General features: G+C 34.2%; 18 protein-coding genes. 9 read left to right on the top strand and 9 right to left on the bottom strand.

Features of this window, described 5'->3' with window-relative positions:
• Positions 1 to 4: 4 nt before the first annotated feature.
• Positions 5 to 1,036 carry a serine hydrolase domain-containing protein gene (locus AC3HD6_RS03365; RefSeq protein ID WP_488895061.1) on the top strand — a complete coding sequence of 344 codons (1,032 nt, stop codon included), beginning with the start codon at positions 5 to 7 and terminating at the stop codon, positions 1,034 to 1,036.
• Positions 1,037 to 1,077: 41 nt separating this feature from the next.
• Positions 1,078 to 1,287, top strand: coding sequence for a hypothetical protein (locus tag AC3HD6_RS03360; protein ID WP_488895060.1), 210 nt, complete (start codon positions 1,078 to 1,080; stop codon positions 1,285 to 1,287).
• Positions 1,288 to 1,296: 9 nt separating this feature from the next.
• On the opposite strand, the gene AC3HD6_RS03355 is transcribed toward AC3HD6_RS03360, so the two are convergent.
• On the bottom strand, positions 1,297 to 2,415 hold the full coding sequence (locus tag AC3HD6_RS03355) for an acyltransferase family protein (RefSeq protein ID WP_488895059.1): 1,119 nt from the start codon (positions 2,413 to 2,415) through the stop codon (positions 1,297 to 1,299).
• 185 nt (positions 2,416 to 2,600) lie between these two features.
• Here AC3HD6_RS03355 and AC3HD6_RS03350 point away from each other — a divergent pair, with 185 nt between their 5' ends.
• The 5 genes from AC3HD6_RS03350 to AC3HD6_RS03330 all read left to right on the top strand — a co-directional run bounded on the left by AC3HD6_RS03350 (position 2,601) and on the right by AC3HD6_RS03330 (position 6,741).
• Entirely contained in the window at positions 2,601 to 3,662 is a 1,062-nt protein-coding gene (locus tag AC3HD6_RS03350) for a sensor histidine kinase (RefSeq protein WP_488895058.1), read from the top strand.
• Positions 3,655 to 4,350: a LytR/AlgR family response regulator transcription factor gene (locus AC3HD6_RS03345; protein ID WP_488895057.1), complete on the top strand. Its 696-nt coding sequence runs from the start codon at positions 3,655 to 3,657 to the stop codon at positions 4,348 to 4,350. Before AC3HD6_RS03350 ends, AC3HD6_RS03345 begins: the two co-directional genes overlap by 8 nt.
• A gap of 385 nt (positions 4,351 to 4,735) precedes the next feature.
• Positions 4,736 to 5,293, top strand: coding sequence for a hypothetical protein (locus AC3HD6_RS03340; protein WP_488895056.1), 558 nt, complete (start codon positions 4,736 to 4,738; stop codon positions 5,291 to 5,293).
• Positions 5,294 to 5,373: 80 nt separating this feature from the next.
• Entirely contained in the window at positions 5,374 to 6,081 is a 708-nt protein-coding gene (locus tag AC3HD6_RS03335; RefSeq protein WP_488895055.1) for an ABC transporter ATP-binding protein, read from the top strand.
• A 222-nt stretch (positions 6,082 to 6,303) separates the two neighbouring features.
• Positions 6,304 to 6,741 (top strand): hypothetical protein, encoded by a 438-nt coding sequence (locus AC3HD6_RS03330; protein ID WP_488895054.1) that lies wholly within the window; start codon positions 6,304 to 6,306, stop codon positions 6,739 to 6,741.
• Positions 6,742 to 6,905: 164 nt separating this feature from the next.
• Here the strand turns inward: AC3HD6_RS03330 and AC3HD6_RS03325 are convergent, their stop codons facing one another.
• From AC3HD6_RS03325 to AC3HD6_RS03315, 3 genes are all read right to left on the bottom strand, one after another.
• Positions 6,906 to 7,706: a patatin-like phospholipase family protein gene (locus AC3HD6_RS03325; protein WP_488895053.1), complete on the bottom strand. Its 801-nt coding sequence runs from the start codon at positions 7,704 to 7,706 to the stop codon at positions 6,906 to 6,908.
• A gap of 269 nt (positions 7,707 to 7,975) precedes the next feature.
• Entirely contained in the window at positions 7,976 to 9,364 is a 1,389-nt protein-coding gene (gene lpdA, locus AC3HD6_RS03320; RefSeq protein ID WP_068943964.1) for a dihydrolipoyl dehydrogenase, read from the bottom strand.
• A gap of 227 nt (positions 9,365 to 9,591) precedes the next feature.
• Positions 9,592 to 9,855 (bottom strand): hypothetical protein, encoded by a 264-nt coding sequence (locus tag AC3HD6_RS03315; RefSeq protein ID WP_488895052.1) that lies wholly within the window; start codon positions 9,853 to 9,855, stop codon positions 9,592 to 9,594.
• Positions 9,856 to 10,259: 404 nt separating this feature from the next.
• Here AC3HD6_RS03315 and AC3HD6_RS03310 point away from each other — a divergent pair, with 404 nt between their 5' ends.
• On the top strand, positions 10,260 to 11,150 hold the full coding sequence (locus tag AC3HD6_RS03310) for a hypothetical protein (protein WP_488895051.1): 891 nt from the start codon (positions 10,260 to 10,262) through the stop codon (positions 11,148 to 11,150).
• 164 nt (positions 11,151 to 11,314) lie between these two features.
• Positions 11,315 to 11,689 (top strand): hypothetical protein, encoded by a 375-nt coding sequence (locus tag AC3HD6_RS03305; protein ID WP_488895050.1) that lies wholly within the window; start codon positions 11,315 to 11,317, stop codon positions 11,687 to 11,689.
• 18 nt (positions 11,690 to 11,707) lie between these two features.
• Here AC3HD6_RS03305 and AC3HD6_RS03300 read toward each other — a convergent pair whose 3' ends face one another.
• The 5 genes from AC3HD6_RS03300 to AC3HD6_RS03280 form a co-directional block, all read right to left on the bottom strand.
• Positions 11,708 to 12,607: a TIGR01777 family oxidoreductase gene (locus AC3HD6_RS03300; protein WP_488895049.1), complete on the bottom strand. Its 900-nt coding sequence runs from the start codon at positions 12,605 to 12,607 to the stop codon at positions 11,708 to 11,710.
• 71 nt (positions 12,608 to 12,678) lie between these two features.
• The gene (locus AC3HD6_RS03295) at positions 12,679 to 13,383 is read right to left on the bottom strand and encodes a YqjF family protein (RefSeq protein ID WP_488895048.1); all 705 of its coding nucleotides are present in this window, start codon (positions 13,381 to 13,383) and stop codon (positions 12,679 to 12,681) included.
• 90 nt (positions 13,384 to 13,473) lie between these two features.
• Positions 13,474 to 13,959, bottom strand: a complete 486-nt coding sequence (locus AC3HD6_RS03290; RefSeq protein ID WP_488895047.1) for an SRPBCC family protein — start codon at positions 13,957 to 13,959, stop codon at positions 13,474 to 13,476.
• A gap of 1 nt (position 13,960) precedes the next feature.
• On the bottom strand, positions 13,961 to 14,743 hold the full coding sequence (locus AC3HD6_RS03285; RefSeq protein ID WP_488895046.1) for a fatty acid desaturase: 783 nt from the start codon (positions 14,741 to 14,743) through the stop codon (positions 13,961 to 13,963).
• A gap of 11 nt (positions 14,744 to 14,754) precedes the next feature.
• Positions 14,755 to 15,567, bottom strand: a complete 813-nt coding sequence (locus tag AC3HD6_RS03280) for a DCC1-like thiol-disulfide oxidoreductase family protein (protein ID WP_488895045.1) — start codon at positions 15,565 to 15,567, stop codon at positions 14,755 to 14,757.
• Positions 15,568 to 15,733 lie beyond the last annotated feature (166 nt).

Genomic DNA, 15,733 nt, shown 5'->3' with positions numbered 1-15,733 from the left:
ATCCATGCCCAGATTATTTCTTTTCCTTGCCATTTCAGTATTACTCTCTGTTCCTGCAAAGGCACAAAAAGCAGTTTCTTATTCGAAAAAAATTGACAGTATTATCACATCTTCTACCCCATTGAAGTTCAATGGAGTGGTTTTGGTCTCTCAAAATGGAAAAACAAAATACCTGAAGGCGAATGGATATAAGGATTTTGAGAAAAAGACAGCCTTAAAAACCGACGATCAGTTTGAAATTATGTCGAATTCTAAACAAGTCACCGCTGTTTTGATTGTACAGGCTGCTGAACAGGGTAAACTCGACCTGCAGACTCTGATAAAAAAATATCTCCCAACCCTCACCCAATCCTGGGCAGATACCATTACCATACACCATCTTTTGAACCATACTCATGGAATTACAGATCTAGAGAAACCAACCGTTTTTAAAGCCGGCTCACAGTTTAAATATGGGAATCTGTCTTATATGCTGTTAGGAAAAATCCTTCAAAATACAACCGGAAAAAGCTTCACAGAGCTTGCTAATTCTCTTTTTAAAAAAATAAAAATGGAGAAAACGTTTGTGTATAACAGTACAAATAATCAAGCACTGGTTCCAGGGTATCGAAGTGAAAATAATCAGTTTGAAAAGGTAGATAGTTCATTTTTAAATGATGATATTGCCCCTGCTGCCGGGATTGTTTCCACGGTGGAGGATCTTGCAAAATGGGATCAGGCATTATTTAAAGGAAAGCTTCTTTCCCCTCAGTTTCAAAAATTAATTCTGACTCCATCTACATTCTCTCAGCATAATGTCTTTGGAAAAGAAAGCATGGGATTCGGTTACAATATCAGATTCATTAAAGAGTATGGACTTAATTATTATGCAGTAACAGGGCTTGGTGATGGCTTCACCTGCCTTAATGTATACTTTCCTTCAACAGATACCAGTCTGATTATTCTTGAAAACCAGATGCCTCGAAACAGTGAACATTGGAGCTTTCAGGAAGCCGGTATTAAAAATGTGGTCCTAAAAAGTATGACTTCAAAATAGTTTTTGGGCTAACAGCATAGAAAAATATAAAACAGCAAAAAATGGGAATCCTTTTCATTGCTTTTATCATCATTGCACTGGTTATTTTCTTTATATCCAGATTAAAGATCCCAACACGTCAAAAAGTATTGTGGTCTGCAGCTATGATCATTATCGCTTTCATTCTGATTGTTTATTTGTTTATCGAGGGGTTTGAAAGAGGAAGAGATCCCCAATCTGCAACAGAAAAACTCCAATCATCTACACAATAAATACAAAGATTATTTTTCATTTTTTAAAATTCTATTTTTAATATCAGAAAAAGGGATTTCAATAAAGAATCTATATAATAAACCACCCATAAGACAACTAACCCCACAAATAATCAGACACAGCGCACCTGAACTTTCAAGATTAAATTGGTCAAAGAGTTTCTGAACCATATGAATAATCCCTTTGTGGGAGAGATAAACCGCATAAGATAAAGCAGCCAACTGAGCAGTAATATAGGATTTCTTTTTTGACAGGAATGATGATGCAGAAACAGCAGACAAAACGATCAAACCATAACTTATGGCCACCAGGGTAAAGCCAAATACAGACGCTGTTTTTGAGGCCTGCTCATTACAGATCCAAAATGCAATCCCCAAAAGTATTACCCCTACCATAAGAAGTTTGTTTCCATTTTGATGCACCCATCTTTTAAATCCTGAAGAATACTGCATGCAATAACTGATAAGAACACCTATTCCAAGACCATCTAATCTTGTATGAGTAGGATAATATATCTTCATATACCAATATCGCCAGAAATCCAGGGAATTATTATCGATTCCTGCTACAGACACATTCCAGGTTACAAGCCTTATAACAAGAGAAGAAATGATGAAAACGATCATCATAACAGCAAAATATTTAAACAGTTTTGAAGGTATCACAATCAAAAGAAATAAAGGTAAAACAAGATAAAACTGCTCTTCAATACATAAAGACCACGCATGTGAAAATGTTCCCTGATCAATCACATCCAATCCATAATTCTGCGTGAAAGTTATAAACTTCCATAAAGGCGGCAAAGCTTCACGCTCTCTGAAAAAAGGAAAAGTAAAGTACAGAAACAGCGTAAAAAAATAAGCGGGAATAATCCTAAAAAAACGTTTGATATAAAAAATCTTTAAATTTATTGCTCTCTTTGTATGCATGTCTTTAAATAATTGTCCTGAAATCAGGAAACCACTTAACACAAAAAAGAGATCCACTCCGGTCCAGCCAAATCTCCCAATAGTATCAATCCAATCCGGATGTTTAAATGCCCGATAGTGAAATAGCAAAACCAGCACAATAGCTAATGCACGTAAGTGATCTAATCCGTAAAGTCGTTCTGAGCGCTCTGTTGTCATATTTTTTTATGCAAATCTTGATAAAAACAAAAAACCTTTTCAACAGAACATTCAGAAAACCCAAATTTCGATGCGAATGGTAAAATAAGCTGTCTGCACTTTGAATACTGTCATTAATCTTTATTTTACTTGATTTCGCATTACTTCTGTCCACGATCTCTTAAGATTCTTTATTTTTGAGGATAATGAAAACCGGAGCCATCACTTATACCCGACAAAACTTATACTTCCAGCTATTATTCTGGATTGCTTTATTTTTGTTTGGAATAGCAAGAACCTATGACGATTACAATGGAGAAATGTTTAAACAGCTGTTGATATATAATTTTTGTCATTGGATTTTTCAGATTCTGGCTGCCAATTTTATTTACTACGCTCTCATCCGGCATTTTTTTGACCACAAAAGGTATATAGAATTCATATGTTACCTTATTCTAAGCTTATACTTTATTTCGGTAGCCAACAGAATTTTTATTGTCGATATTGCTGAACCCCTTTTTACTAATGAGTCTAAAGACAGCTTATTCAGCATTTTTACCGATATCCGATATCTCTTATTCCATTATACTTTTCCTATCATCAGCGGGGCTTTTATTTTTATTTCAATCATGTTTTTTATGCGGTATAAAGACGAAAAAGAAAATACCATCCAACTGGAAAAGCAGAAAACAGAACTGGAGCTAAAATCCCTGAAATCTCAGCTTAATCCACACTTTCTTTTTAATACTTTAAATAATATCTATTCGCTTTCCATCAGCCATTCAGATCAAACACCCCAATCCATCAGCCAGCTCTCAGATATCCTGGATTATATCCTGCATAAAGGACAGAAAAAATGGGTATCTGCTGCGGATGAACTCAGTATTATTGATGATTATATTGCTCTGGAAAGCCTGCGGTATTCCCAGGAAAGATTAAAAATAAACAGAAAGATAACATTAACTTCTGTCAATTTCATTCCACCGCTTCTGTATCTTACTCTAGTGGAAAACGTTTTTAAGCATGGTGCGGGAAAAAATTCTGAACCAACAGAAATAAAAATAGAATTGGAAACCAATACCCAGAATTCAATTTTCAGAATTAAAAATACGTATAGCATTAGTTCAGATCATAATGAAAAAGGAATTGGTCTTCAAAACATAAAACGACAGTTGGAGCATTATTATCAGGATCATTATACTTTCCATATTTCCCGGGAAAACAATATTTTTAGCGTTGAAATAATCACTCCTTCCCAATATGATTAACTGTATTATTGTAGATGACGAGCCTTTGGCGACCACTTTGCTGGAAAATCATATTTCCAAAATAGATCATTTGAAACTGACAGGAAAAGCAGAAAATGCCCTTGAAGCCTATAAACTCCTTCAGAACCAGCCTGTAGATCTGATGTTTCTGGATATCCAGATGCCTCATTTCAATGGGATTGATTTTTTAAAATCACTTTCTCAAAAACCTAAAACAATTTTTACCACAGCATACCGGGATTTTGCCATTGAAGGATTCGAACTGGAAGCTGTAGACTATCTTTTGAAACCCATCACTTTTGAGCGGTTTTTCAAATCTGTGGAGCGGGTGATGAGGAATATCCAGGATTCAAAAGATGATTTCATCATTCTTAAAACAGAGGGAATGCATCGAAAATTGCTTCTGAGAGATATCGTTTATATTGAAAGCCAGGGAAATGACGTTAAAATAATCTTATCTACAACCGAAAACTTTATTTCAAAGAATAAAATAACAGATCTGGAACTGCTTTTAGAGTCAAAAGGCTTTTTAAGAATTCATCGGTCATTTATGATCAATACAGAATTCGTTACCGCTTTTAATAATCATGAAATTCATCTTGGGTCTTATCAGATTCCTGTGGGAAGAAGCTACAGACAGGAATTTGATAATTTTATATCCAAGTTCTCAAAAAACAGGCTTTTATAGCTGTTTATTAACACCTTATAAGTAAAATCGCGATATATTTCTATCTCATTTTCACTTTCTGCCTATCATTTTAACATTTATTTTAAATATTTTTTGAAAATACTTCTTCAGATTAATTATTTTTATCCTGTTTTTCAACTCATTACAGGATTATCCTTGCTTGGTTATTTGATAAATATAAAGTAGAGATATTTTCGACAACAAACAAATAAACCACTGTATTACAACTAATTAAAACCAATCAAAAACCCCAGTCCCTAACTAGCTGTTTAAGACCAATATTAAAAAAAAATATTATTTTTGCCAAAAGGAATAAAATTGCTTTTTAGCCGTTTTATTCGTAAGTTTATGTGCACCAATATCTAAAACATTAAAATTTCATTCCATGAGAAAAATAATTCTACTTATTACATGTATGTTCGGTATTTCAGTTTTCTCTCAGATTAAAGTATTGAAAAATGAAAGTTTGGTGGAAATCGGCAAGGACAATTCTGTAGGTTTATATAAAAAAGAAGACAAATATACTGTCAATTATCAGGATCTGAACACCAGTAACCTGAATACAATCCGAGCTTTTTCATTCCAAAATCTGAATGGAGATGTTTCAGGGCTTTATAAACTCATTATGGACGGTTTTATTTCTGCCCCTGAAGAGAATATCGTGTTGGAACTTCCTAATGATATTATCGAACTTCATTATGAAAAAAACTATGGCCAGCCTACTGTACAGTTTATTCAATACATCAACAAGAATAGAAAATATGTGGGAAAATCACAATTTTTAACTCAAAAACAGGTTGATAAGGTTTTCGGAAGAACAAATGGTAAATATGCTATGTATGACAAAACCCCCGGTATCAATCAGGATGGAAAAAAAGGAGGTGCAAGTACCGCTTCTACCACTACTCCGGCTTCCGGTGCTAAGAAAAAAGCAAAAAAATAATTATTATTTATAAATATTGCGAAACTCATTCCATCGAATGAGTTTTTTTATTTTATTTTTGCAGAAAGACATTAAAAATTATGCCGCTTCAGATAAACAATTTAACTAAGAAATTTGGTGAACAGACTGCCTTAAACAATATCAACATTTCTATTGATAAAAATGAAATCATTGGTCTTCTGGGGCCTAATGGAGCCGGAAAATCTACTCTGATGAAATCTATTGTAGGAGCTCTGAAAATTGATGAAGGGGAAATTATTTTTAATGGCCTCAACATTACTCAACACGAAATTGAAAGCAAGAAAAAAATAGGATTTCTTCCGGAAAACAATCCGCTTTACCTGGAAATGTATGTAAAGGAATACCTTCAGTTTGTAGCAAATATTCACAAAATTCCTGAATCTAAGGTAGATGAAGTTATCGAATTAGTCGGAATTACTCCGGAAAAGACAAAAAGAATCGGTCAGCTTTCAAAAGGATATAAACAGCGTGTAGGATTGGCCCAGGCCATTATCCATCAACCTGATCTATTAATTCTGGATGAGCCTACCAACGGACTGGACCCTAACCAAATTCTGGAAATCAGAAATGTAATCAAAGAAATCGGACAACAGAAAACAGTTTTGCTTTCCACACATATTATGCAGGAGGTAGAAGCGCTTTGTTCCAGGGTTATCCTTATTCATAAAGGGAATATTCTTCAGGACTGCCCGATTGATGAATTTAAAGGGAAGTTTAACAGCTTAGAGGAAGCTTTCGCTAGTTATACTGCTGTTGAAAAAATTTAAAATTCTGATCCAAATTTCAAAAAATTAAAATATATCTCTGAGATTTCTACGAAATGATAAACATTGTTTTCACCCAGTTTTGTCATTTCGTAGGAATCTAATTCTTTTTAAATAATGTGGTGCAAGATTTCTTAAAAGCAAAATCAACAGCCTATTTTTTTACTCCCACAACAATGGCTTCATATTTGATGGAATTTGACATTAACCAATAACCATTGCAATATGATTAAGTACTTCTTATTGGGAGTTTTGTCTTTAGCTCAATTTTCTTTTGTTTCGGCTAAAGAAACTCCGGAATTTTTAAAAAGCAACACGATTAGCAACACTGTTTTACAGCAGGTTCCTAAAACAGTAATTATTAAGACTAAGAAATTTAAGATTAGAATTGATAAGCAGCCCAATGGTAAATACCTGTATCAATCCTGGAATGCCAATTCAAAAATTACAGCTAAGCCAAGCATGATTATCAGTGACGGAGAGCTGATTCCAGATGGCAGCGGAGGGAATTATTATTTCAATTTTAATAATCAGGGCCATAGCTATCAGGTTTGGAGAAACTATCTTACCAATTCCGCAAAGAAGGCTCCTTATACTTTGGTAGTTTACGATACGAATGATACTGAAGTTGTACGTCAGGACGCACAGGTAGTTAAAAATTAATATAAAGTTTAGTTCCGGCAGGAAGCTGGAAGAGAGAAGTTGAAAATTTTTAGGATATGAATTTTCAGAAATCTTACATCACTGAAATTTTGCAGAAGACTGAATTTTAGTTGCTGTAAGTTCAAACATCCCTCTTTCAGTGTTCCTGCCTTTTATTATTGAATTTATGTTCCGGCCTGTCTTAATTCTGTAAGAAAACGGCTATCGTCATAGCTTTCTTTAGCTGCGGTATAGCCAATATCAAAAATCTGTTCCAGACGGTCTTTTCCACGCTCGAAAGTTCCGTATGCGGATAGCTTTTGAGAAGAGATAAACCAATCACAATAATCAAACTTCACCTTTTCAATTCTATAGGAAAGAAGATCATAAGAGCGGGAAACAATGGCTTTAATAGAGTTCAAATCCTTGATTTTAGCATCATTCGGTGGTGAAACAAATACTCCGATAAGTTTATCACAATCATCTCTGATAATATCTGCCGGGAAATTGTTCAGGACTCCTCCATCACAATACATTTCATCTCCGATGATATAAGGTGTGGTTATTCCCGGAATAGAACACGAGGCAATGATAGCATCTACCACCTCAAAATCTTTATCAAAAATCTTTTGTGTACCTCCTACCAGTTCTGTGGCTACAATTTTCACTTCAATACCCAAATCTCCCAATTTCATATCATGGAAAATAGGTTTCAAATAGTTTCTGAAAATAATTGAAGAAACCAATCCGGGTTGATTGAATGCAAAGTGCTTCCAGTTAAAAAAATACACAGAATTGAAAAAATCCAGTATTTCTTCCGGAGTTTTTCCTATAGCATGAAGACATCCCACAATAGATCCTGCGCTGCAACAGGCAAGAATATCTATTTCTACATTTTTCTCCTTCAGGAATTTCAATACTCCTGCATGAGCAATGCCTTTGGTACCGCCACCTGACAAAACAAGTCCTACTTTCTCAAAATTCATAGAATAAATGTAAGAAAACGCCTTGATATAATCAGGTTAATTTTTATAAATATGATGATTTTAAAATTATTTTAACAGAAAAACACACTCTAACGGTTAATATTTTATAGCAACACCAAAATATAGGTAAATAAAAACCTAACAGGTTTCTGAACAAAGCTTCTAATATAAGCTCAGTAACAAACCTATTAGGTTTTTAGTAATAATTTATTTCAAACCATAAAAAAAACTCAGATTTCTCTGAGCTTTAAATATAATAAAATAATTGATTAAATGTGAATCACCTCACCGTAAGCTGCTGCTGCTGCCTCCATGATAGCTTCAGAAACAGTTGGGTGCGGGTGGATAGATTTAATGATTTCGTGACCTGTAGTTTCTAATTTTCTAGCAACTACTGCTTCAGCAACCATATCGGTTACTCCTTCACCAATCATGTGGCATCCTAACCACTCACCATATTTAGCATCAAAGATTACTTTGATAAATCCGTCTGTATTTCCGTTTGCAGTAGCTTTACCACTTGCAGAAAGAGGGAATTTACCAACTTTGATTTCGTATCCTTTTTCTTTAGCCTGCTTTTCAGTAAGACCTACAGAAGCTACTTCAGGGTGGCAGTAAGTACATCCAGGGATATTGCCATAGTCGATTTTCTCAACGTGCATTCCTTTGATTTTCTCAACACAAGTGATTCCTTCTGCGGAAGCAACGTGAGCTAATGCCTGAGTTGGAATAATATCACCGATTGCATAGTAACCTGGTACTGAAGTTTCATACCATTCGTTTACTAAAACTCTCCCTTTATCTGTCTGGATTCCTACTTCTTCTAAACCGATATTCTCGATGTTAGCAGCAATACCTACAGCAGATAATAGAACATCAGCTTCAAGAGTAATGTTTCCGTTAGCTGTTTTAACGTTAGCCTTTACTCCTTCTCCTGTTGTATCTACACTTTCTACAGAAGCGTTAGTCATGATTTCGATTCCTGATTTTTTCAGAGATTTCTCTAAGTGTTTAGAGATTTCTTCATCTTCTACAGGAACGATATTTGGCATAAATTCAACAACAGTTACTTTAGTTCCCATTGTGTTATAGAAGTCAGCAAATTCTACTCCGATAGCTCCAGAACCTACAACGATCATAGATTTTGGCTGCTCAGGAAGAGATAATGCCTGTCTGTATCCGATTACTTTTTTACCATCCTGCGGTAAGTTTGGTAATTCTCTTGAACGAGCTCCTGTAGCGATGATAATGTGGTTGGCAGTATATTCAACTACTTTACCTTCTTTATCGGTTACAGAAACTTTTTTACCTTTCTGTACTTTTGCAGTACCAAGAATTACGTCAATCTTGTTCTTTTTCATTAAGAACTCGATTCCTTTGCTCATTTTGCTGGCAACCCCACGGCTTCTCTGAATCACGTTCGGGAATTCAAAGCTTGCTTCTACTTTATTTAATCCGTAGTCTTCAGCATGGTTGATATAATGAAAAACCTGAGCAGATTTCAATAAAGCTTTGGTTGGAATACATCCCCAGTTAAGGCAGATTCCTCCTAAGTTTTCTTTTTCGATAATTGCGGTTTTGAAACCCAATTGTGCTGCTCTGATCGCAGTAACATATCCACCAGGACCACTTCCAATGACAATAATATCGTAATTCATTACTTTAAAAATTTTTATGCGAATTTAAGGAAAAATATTGGATGTTTCACGTTTCCGTCAATTGATCTTAAAATCCATCAATAAGCCATTTTCATTTAATTTTAAACAAGAAAAGAGAACACAAAAAGCATTCTCTTTCAACAAAAATTATTTTAAACTACAAACTTCGTAAAATTCTGGTTATAGAATTTTACACATCAAATTTTAATAAGTGCAAAAAATCTGTATTATTTCGCTTGTCTTAGCAATCGTTTTTCAGTTTGATATCTTTTATTTAAAGCTTTCATCTGATCTCTTTTCATCTGTTTGGTAGCCAGTGGATGATTGAGGATCAGTTTCTTTTCTAAATTGTATTTTTTATCCAGTTCCTGCTGCTTAATATTGATTAATTCATTTTTCGACGGATGCGGTGGAGCAGGTGGATGTTTTTGACCGAAAACATTCATCGATAAACCTAATAATAGCAGGGTTGAAATTAATGCCTTTTTCATAATACTTCTATTTTTAAATGAACTTAATAACTTACTAAATTCATTCTGGTTGATATTTTAAACCTGCATATATCATACCAATATTATTTATAAAAACACACTGTATCTACCTATTAGCACATTATTATTAATTATAAATATTCTAAATAAATAAACAAACCTTAGTATTTTATTAAAAATAAAGAATTAAACAACTATCATTAATAAAATACTCATTTTCAAATTAAAAAAAACACAACCATAACATTATATGATACTTACAATTAAAAAAACGCAATTTACTTCACAAATAATTCAAATCACATAATAGAGATTTATATTAAAATAATCTTAAATCTCATTAAAAAACACAAAACAACAATTATTTTTCTATATTTTTGCAAAAACATTTAAATAAAAACAATATGAGAAGATTTATTTCAATTTTCCTGTTTGGTGCAATCACCTTAAATGCACAAGTTGGTATTAATACCGCGACTCCCAATAGTACATTAGCTGTCAACGGATCCTTAAGAGCAGGTTACAAAGAAGTAACTGCCACACCTTATACTATTTTGGCCACTGATCACTATATTACGTATAATGGAGCTGCTAATGCAACATTTACCCTTCCAGTTATCGGAACAGGAACCACAAGCTATACGGGAAGAATTTACAAAATCAAAAACATCTCATCTTCTACCATTACGCTACAGGCTTCAAGTGGAAACACTCTTCGAATTGATAACACTCCTGTGGCCTCTTTTGTAATTCCTGTAGGGGCATATGCAGAAGTAGTAAACAACAGTAATACTTCTGGCGGTACATGGGATTTATCTTTTACAGTACTGCCTAAACCAAGTAATGTAGAAATCTATGGTGCACAACTTTCCATCCCCCCTCATGGAGGAGCTAGTCCGGGAGTTGCAGATTGGACCAACCATGCTAATGCATCTTTTGATACAGGAACAGGAGCTGATGCATGGTGGATTATCAGTAAAGCTTCCGTAACTTCATCTTTCGGATACACAAGTTCTAGTAGTGGTTTTACCAAAAGTAGTAGAATGACTCTTGTATATGAATACCAAGGACCTGCATTCAATGTAACCAATATGTACCCAATCCTTACAGCAGGAAATAATTCAAGTTATCCTGATGTATTTACGGCTTCTTTCGTAAGCCTTGCCAATGTAGGTGGGAAAACCAGACTTACAGTGTCTGTTGCCCGTGTAGACTTTATGGGAATTGAAAGTCCTAATAGCAGTAACTGGGCTGGTACCTTTCTGCTGAATGTATTGCTAGCAAGAAAATATTAAAAATATATACAGACAATCGTAACATAAGCGTTGTCTCCCGAAACTTATGCTCCTTCAATGATGATTGAGGGAGTTTTTGTTTGTGAACAAATCAATTTTAAGATATTTGTTGTGAAGTATTTTTATACCTTTATTTACTATTTAATCAACATTCATAAACATCTATGAAAAAAGACACACTAACTAAAGATAGCCTTTGGATGAAGGAACCTGAAGATCATGATTTCCCTGCGGCCTTAGATTATTTAGAGCTTCTTTTTACTCCTGATGAAGCCAAAAAAATTGTTGAAAGCTTAAAAGGAGCAAAAACCATTACTAAAAAATCTAAAGATATTCTTAGGGCCAGTAAGCTGGCTTTACTTCCAGAGACCAATATTCATGTAAAAGAGAATCTAAAAAAAGTAGAAAAGAATAAAAAGCTCTCTCCTATTCTACTGGTAAGAGGCCAGCATGAACTTATCATTGCTGACGGCTACCATCGTTTGTGTTGCAGCTATTATCTTACAGAAGATCTGGAGGTTCCCTGCAGATTAGTATAAATTATACTATTGCAAAAATTAAGATTTCAATAGTTTAAGAAGAGCCTCTTCAAAGGTTGGATAAGAAAATTGAAAACCACTATGAATAAGTCTTTCAGGATAAACATTTCGGCTCTTTAATAATAATTCGGTTTCGGTTTTCAGAAAAATAGAGGCAATTTCCAACTGCCATACCGGAGCATCCAATTCAAAAGGAGCATTGAATTGTTTCCTCAGTTTTTTCATCATCACTTCATTCGATAATGGAGCGGGAGCTGTTATATTTATTGCCCCATCAATATTGTTATTCTGAATAATCCAGTCTACAGCTCTGCAAAAATCATCAATATGGATCCAGCTTACCATTTGATTCCCTCTTCCCTGCTTTCCTCCTAATCCTAATTTTGTAATCATTTTCAGCTTGGGAAATGCCCCACCATTGTTTCCCAGTACAATAGAGGTACGGAGCGCCACTTTTCTTATTCCTTCATTTTGAGTCCTAAAAAACTCTTCTTCCCAGCTTTTACAAATATTCATAGAAAAATCATCTCCTATAATTCCATTTTCTTCTGTATTTAAATGTTTCTCAGAATGTACATAAATCGTTGCAGAACTTGCATTCAACCAAATTTTCGGGGCAGCAGTACAACCATCAACAGCTTGCTGCAATACTCTTGTACTGTCTATTCTTGATCTATAAATTTCAGCTTTATTCTTTTCATGGTAACGGCAATCCACAGACTTTCCTGTAAGGTTGATGAGTACATCTGCCCCTTCAAGCGTTTTTTTCCATTGTCCAACTGTTTTAGAGTCCCAGTAAATTTCATTTTTACGTTGAGGGTTGCGGGTTAGAATATAAACTTGCTCCCCTTTTTCTGTAAAGTATTTTTCCAAGTTCTTGCCGAGAAATCCAGTTCCGGCAGCGATGATTATTTTCATTTTTGTGAAGTTTAGAAAAGTGAGTTATTTGAGGTACGGTTTCTTGGGATCCGGATAAGATGTGAAGTATTTTAAATGATGTATTTTTTTGTTTTTACTTCTATTTCTGAACCTTCAGCCAGCATTACTGAAATGGGAATCTGATGATTAAGGGACTCAAAGTCTTTACCATAAATCTTATGAAAATCAATTTTCAGATGATAATCTTTTACCTGATAACATTCCCATTTTGGATGGCAGACTTCGTACTCTGAAGTTTTATTTTCTTTTTTGGTAAAACCATAATAATGCTCTGTAATAAATTCAAATTCTGAATTCTTTTCCATCTGTTGTTTTGAACTTTCTGCTGTAATCCGGATAGAATGCCAGCTTTTATCTTTCCATGAATATTGGATCAGCAATTCATCTTCCTGATAATGAATCAAATTTTTCATAGGTAAAGTATGGTAATTTTCTTTATAAACAGAATTAGCAACAAAACTCAAAGCTGGTTTAGGGACGATTTCTTTGATAAAAACTACTCCTCTTTTCCATTTTCCGTTTTCTTTTTTCTTTACATAAAATCTAAGATTCACTTCTTCAAAATTGCGGTGAAAAGGAATAGGCAAGCCTAATAATTTCGTGTTTAAAAACATGAATCCAACTAAACTTATATAACATTTACCTTTATAGAAATCGAGCTCTGTGCCTTCTGGTAGATATTTTAATAATGTTTCAGGATTGATTTCGTAATTGATGATGGCTAATTTTCTCCATTCTGCTTTTAAAAAATTCATGATGTGGGTGTTTATGGGTTGTTGTTTGTTGAATGATTGATAGAATTTCATTCTATCCTGGGATTAAATCGCCACTTCATCGCTGGGTTGTTATTTTAGTTGATCTTTTGATTGTGGGTATGGGGTTATTGATTCTGCAGTAGTTTTTATGAGTTGATTTCTTTCCAGCAGGAATTCTCTGAGATAATTTTTAAGGTATAGTCTGTTGAATATTTTTCCTATTATTCCAAATGGAGATTCAAAATCAAAGATGTCTATCATGAGTGTTCTCCCATCCGATCTTTTAAAAATATGCTGGTGGCGTAATGATTTGAAAGCCCCTTGCTGCATTTCGTCTGTAAACTGATTGGGTTTTTCCATACTGACAATTTTTGTAGTGAGGGTTTGATATACTCCCAAATGTTTGGCTCTCCATGTTACAGTTTCGTTTTCTTCAATCAGTCCAGATGTACGTCCTGCAATTGCTTTTTCGTGGGTTCGTGAGGTTGATTCTTGGTGTAAATCTATATTTCTTGCTAAATCAAAAACTATTTGAAGATCAGTGTTAATAAGGGTTTCTAAATAAATTCGGGACATATCAAAAGGTTTGTTTTTTATTTAATTGAGGTAATTTTTTGTCTATCCTGTCAGCAAGCTCCGGAAGCTTGATGGTTGGAACTGCAGGAAATAAATGATGCTCCATATGATAAAACATACTGAAAGTCAGCTTATTTTTCCAAAATCCGCGTTGTGTTCTTGCAATACATGGATTTTCATGGGTATCATGATGAACGGTCCAGACTGCAAAAAATGCCATCAGAAGCTCACCAAAGATCATCACTCCTGTATGATACATCAGAACATGAATCTGAAAATAAAAGATCATAATTACCATCACTCCTATAGATCCTAATTCAAGGAACATATTTTTTCGGTATGTTTTATTTGCCTTTTTAAAGGTGACCCAATGAATCAGAAACAGGTGCTTTGGTCCATACAGAATAGCTTCGTACCATTTCATAGAGGCTGATTTCCCTTCATAATCTTCTTCAGAAAGACAAAATTTGTGATGCCTGATATGGTTGAATTTTACAGCATGAACTGAAGTCAGCATCGTTAAACTGTTAAGATATAAAGACAGCCAGGTCATCAATTTTCCAGTACCTAACGAATTATGAAAACCATTATGCACCTGCCTGAGAGCGGTTAGAAAATAAAACCCGGAAAATGGTAATGCCAACCAGTAATATCCGTGATAAGCTAATGACAACGAAATAAAAAACCATGGCATGCTGATATTGTTTTCTATAAATATCTCCATCATAGAAAGTTTTTTAAGGTCTTTCCATTCTACATTTTTGATAAGTTCAATATGATTCATATAATTAATCTTTAAATGGTTGTCAAAATAATGATTCCCAGAGCGGTTAACCTGAACAGTATCCATGAGATGGTTGGAAGGTAATTCAGTTTTAAGATTCTGCATCTTCTCAAATGTTCTAAAAACATGATGAATACCACAATCCCGAAATAAACAAGATAAAAAACCGAAGTACCATCAATAAACAAAGCTGGAATCAAGAGCAAGGTTCCTATTAAAGAAACAGTCATCATATTTCCGAGGTAGTCCCAGATCTTATCTTTTAAATACCTTTTTAAAAATAGGCTTTGCCAAAAAATCTGCCCTAAACATACAGCGAGTTCTCTAAAAAAATTTGGTGTTAAATTGACTCCAAGTCTTCCTGAATATAAACTTAAAACATAAGCTGAAAACAATGCTACAAAAGCCATATAAGCCAATCGGTATTTCAGATTAAAGTCCGGGACACAGGATTGTTCTGTATTGTCTTTTTTAGATGGGATCATCTGCTTTCTGTTATACGAAATAAAGGAATACAATTTTTTAAAGAACCAATATAAAGGCTGTATCCTGGCTGCTCTTTCTAAGAATGGGAATGAATTTCCTATGATTAAAAGCAAACTATCTAAACCATACATCACTTTATTATTTCCATGGTCTATCAGGGCTATTTCGTTTTTTGCCCGTTGAAAATCTACCTGAGCTTTGCTTCTATCTGATATTTCCGTGAAGGCTTCTCTTCCATTTTCATCCAGCATTCCGCTTTTTATAAACCCTTTGGAATAAACAGCGCACATAGGACATTCATTGTCGTAGATCAGGGTGTGATTTTTAAGTGTTTTCATGACATTTATTTTAAAGATTAAGAAAATCTCCTCGGGTTCGCTTGTGTTTTGATCTGAAAGTAAGGTACATCCAGATCTTAAAGATCAATGTCTTCATTCCTGAATATTTTAAAAATATTATATTTTCAATAATTTTTGAAAGTTTAATCGAAATAAAAAAGGATTT

Source organism: Chryseobacterium sp. II3a (assembly GCF_057815135.1).
This window is presented reverse-complemented; position numbering and strand designations above follow the sequence as displayed.

What these genes read in the sequence shown, in the direction of transcription:
- AC3HD6_RS03295 (WP_488895048.1), bottom strand. Translation starts at nt 13,383, where the DNA reads ATGAATTTTTTAAAAGCAGAATGGAGAAAATTAGCCATCATCAATTAC.
- AC3HD6_RS03330 (WP_488895054.1), top strand. Translation starts at nt 6,304, where the DNA reads ATGATTAAGTACTTCTTATTGGGAGTTTTGTCTTTAGCTCAATTTTCT.
- AC3HD6_RS03355 (WP_488895059.1), bottom strand. Translation starts at nt 2,415, where the DNA reads ATGACAACAGAGCGCTCAGAACGACTTTACGGATTAGATCACTTACGT.
- lpdA (WP_068943964.1), bottom strand. Translation starts at nt 9,364, where the DNA reads ATGAATTACGATATTATTGTCATTGGAAGTGGTCCTGGTGGATATGTT.
- AC3HD6_RS03360 (WP_488895060.1), top strand. Translation starts at nt 1,078, where the DNA reads ATGGGAATCCTTTTCATTGCTTTTATCATCATTGCACTGGTTATTTTC.
- AC3HD6_RS03290 (WP_488895047.1), bottom strand. Translation starts at nt 13,959, where the DNA reads ATGTCCCGAATTTATTTAGAAACCCTTATTAACACTGATCTTCAAATA.
- AC3HD6_RS03365 (WP_488895061.1), top strand. Translation starts at nt 5, where the DNA reads ATGCCCAGATTATTTCTTTTCCTTGCCATTTCAGTATTACTCTCTGTT.
- AC3HD6_RS03340 (WP_488895056.1), top strand. Translation starts at nt 4,736, where the DNA reads ATGAGAAAAATAATTCTACTTATTACATGTATGTTCGGTATTTCAGTT.
- AC3HD6_RS03285 (WP_488895046.1), bottom strand. Translation starts at nt 14,743, where the DNA reads ATGAATCATATTGAACTTATCAAAAATGTAGAATGGAAAGACCTTAAA.
- AC3HD6_RS03325 (WP_488895053.1), bottom strand. Translation starts at nt 7,706, where the DNA reads ATGAATTTTGAGAAAGTAGGACTTGTTTTGTCAGGTGGCGGTACCAAA.
- AC3HD6_RS03315 (WP_488895052.1), bottom strand. Translation starts at nt 9,855, where the DNA reads ATGAAAAAGGCATTAATTTCAACCCTGCTATTATTAGGTTTATCGATG.
- AC3HD6_RS03310 (WP_488895051.1), top strand. Translation starts at nt 10,260, where the DNA reads ATGAGAAGATTTATTTCAATTTTCCTGTTTGGTGCAATCACCTTAAAT.
- AC3HD6_RS03280 (WP_488895045.1), bottom strand. Translation starts at nt 15,567, where the DNA reads ATGAAAACACTTAAAAATCACACCCTGATCTACGACAATGAATGTCCT.
- AC3HD6_RS03350 (WP_488895058.1), top strand. Translation starts at nt 2,601, where the DNA reads ATGAAAACCGGAGCCATCACTTATACCCGACAAAACTTATACTTCCAG.
- AC3HD6_RS03300 (WP_488895049.1), bottom strand. Translation starts at nt 12,607, where the DNA reads ATGAAAATAATCATCGCTGCCGGAACTGGATTTCTCGGCAAGAACTTG.
- AC3HD6_RS03305 (WP_488895050.1), top strand. Translation starts at nt 11,315, where the DNA reads ATGAAAAAAGACACACTAACTAAAGATAGCCTTTGGATGAAGGAACCT.
- AC3HD6_RS03345 (WP_488895057.1), top strand. Translation starts at nt 3,655, where the DNA reads ATGATTAACTGTATTATTGTAGATGACGAGCCTTTGGCGACCACTTTG.
- AC3HD6_RS03335 (WP_488895055.1), top strand. Translation starts at nt 5,374, where the DNA reads ATGCCGCTTCAGATAAACAATTTAACTAAGAAATTTGGTGAACAGACT.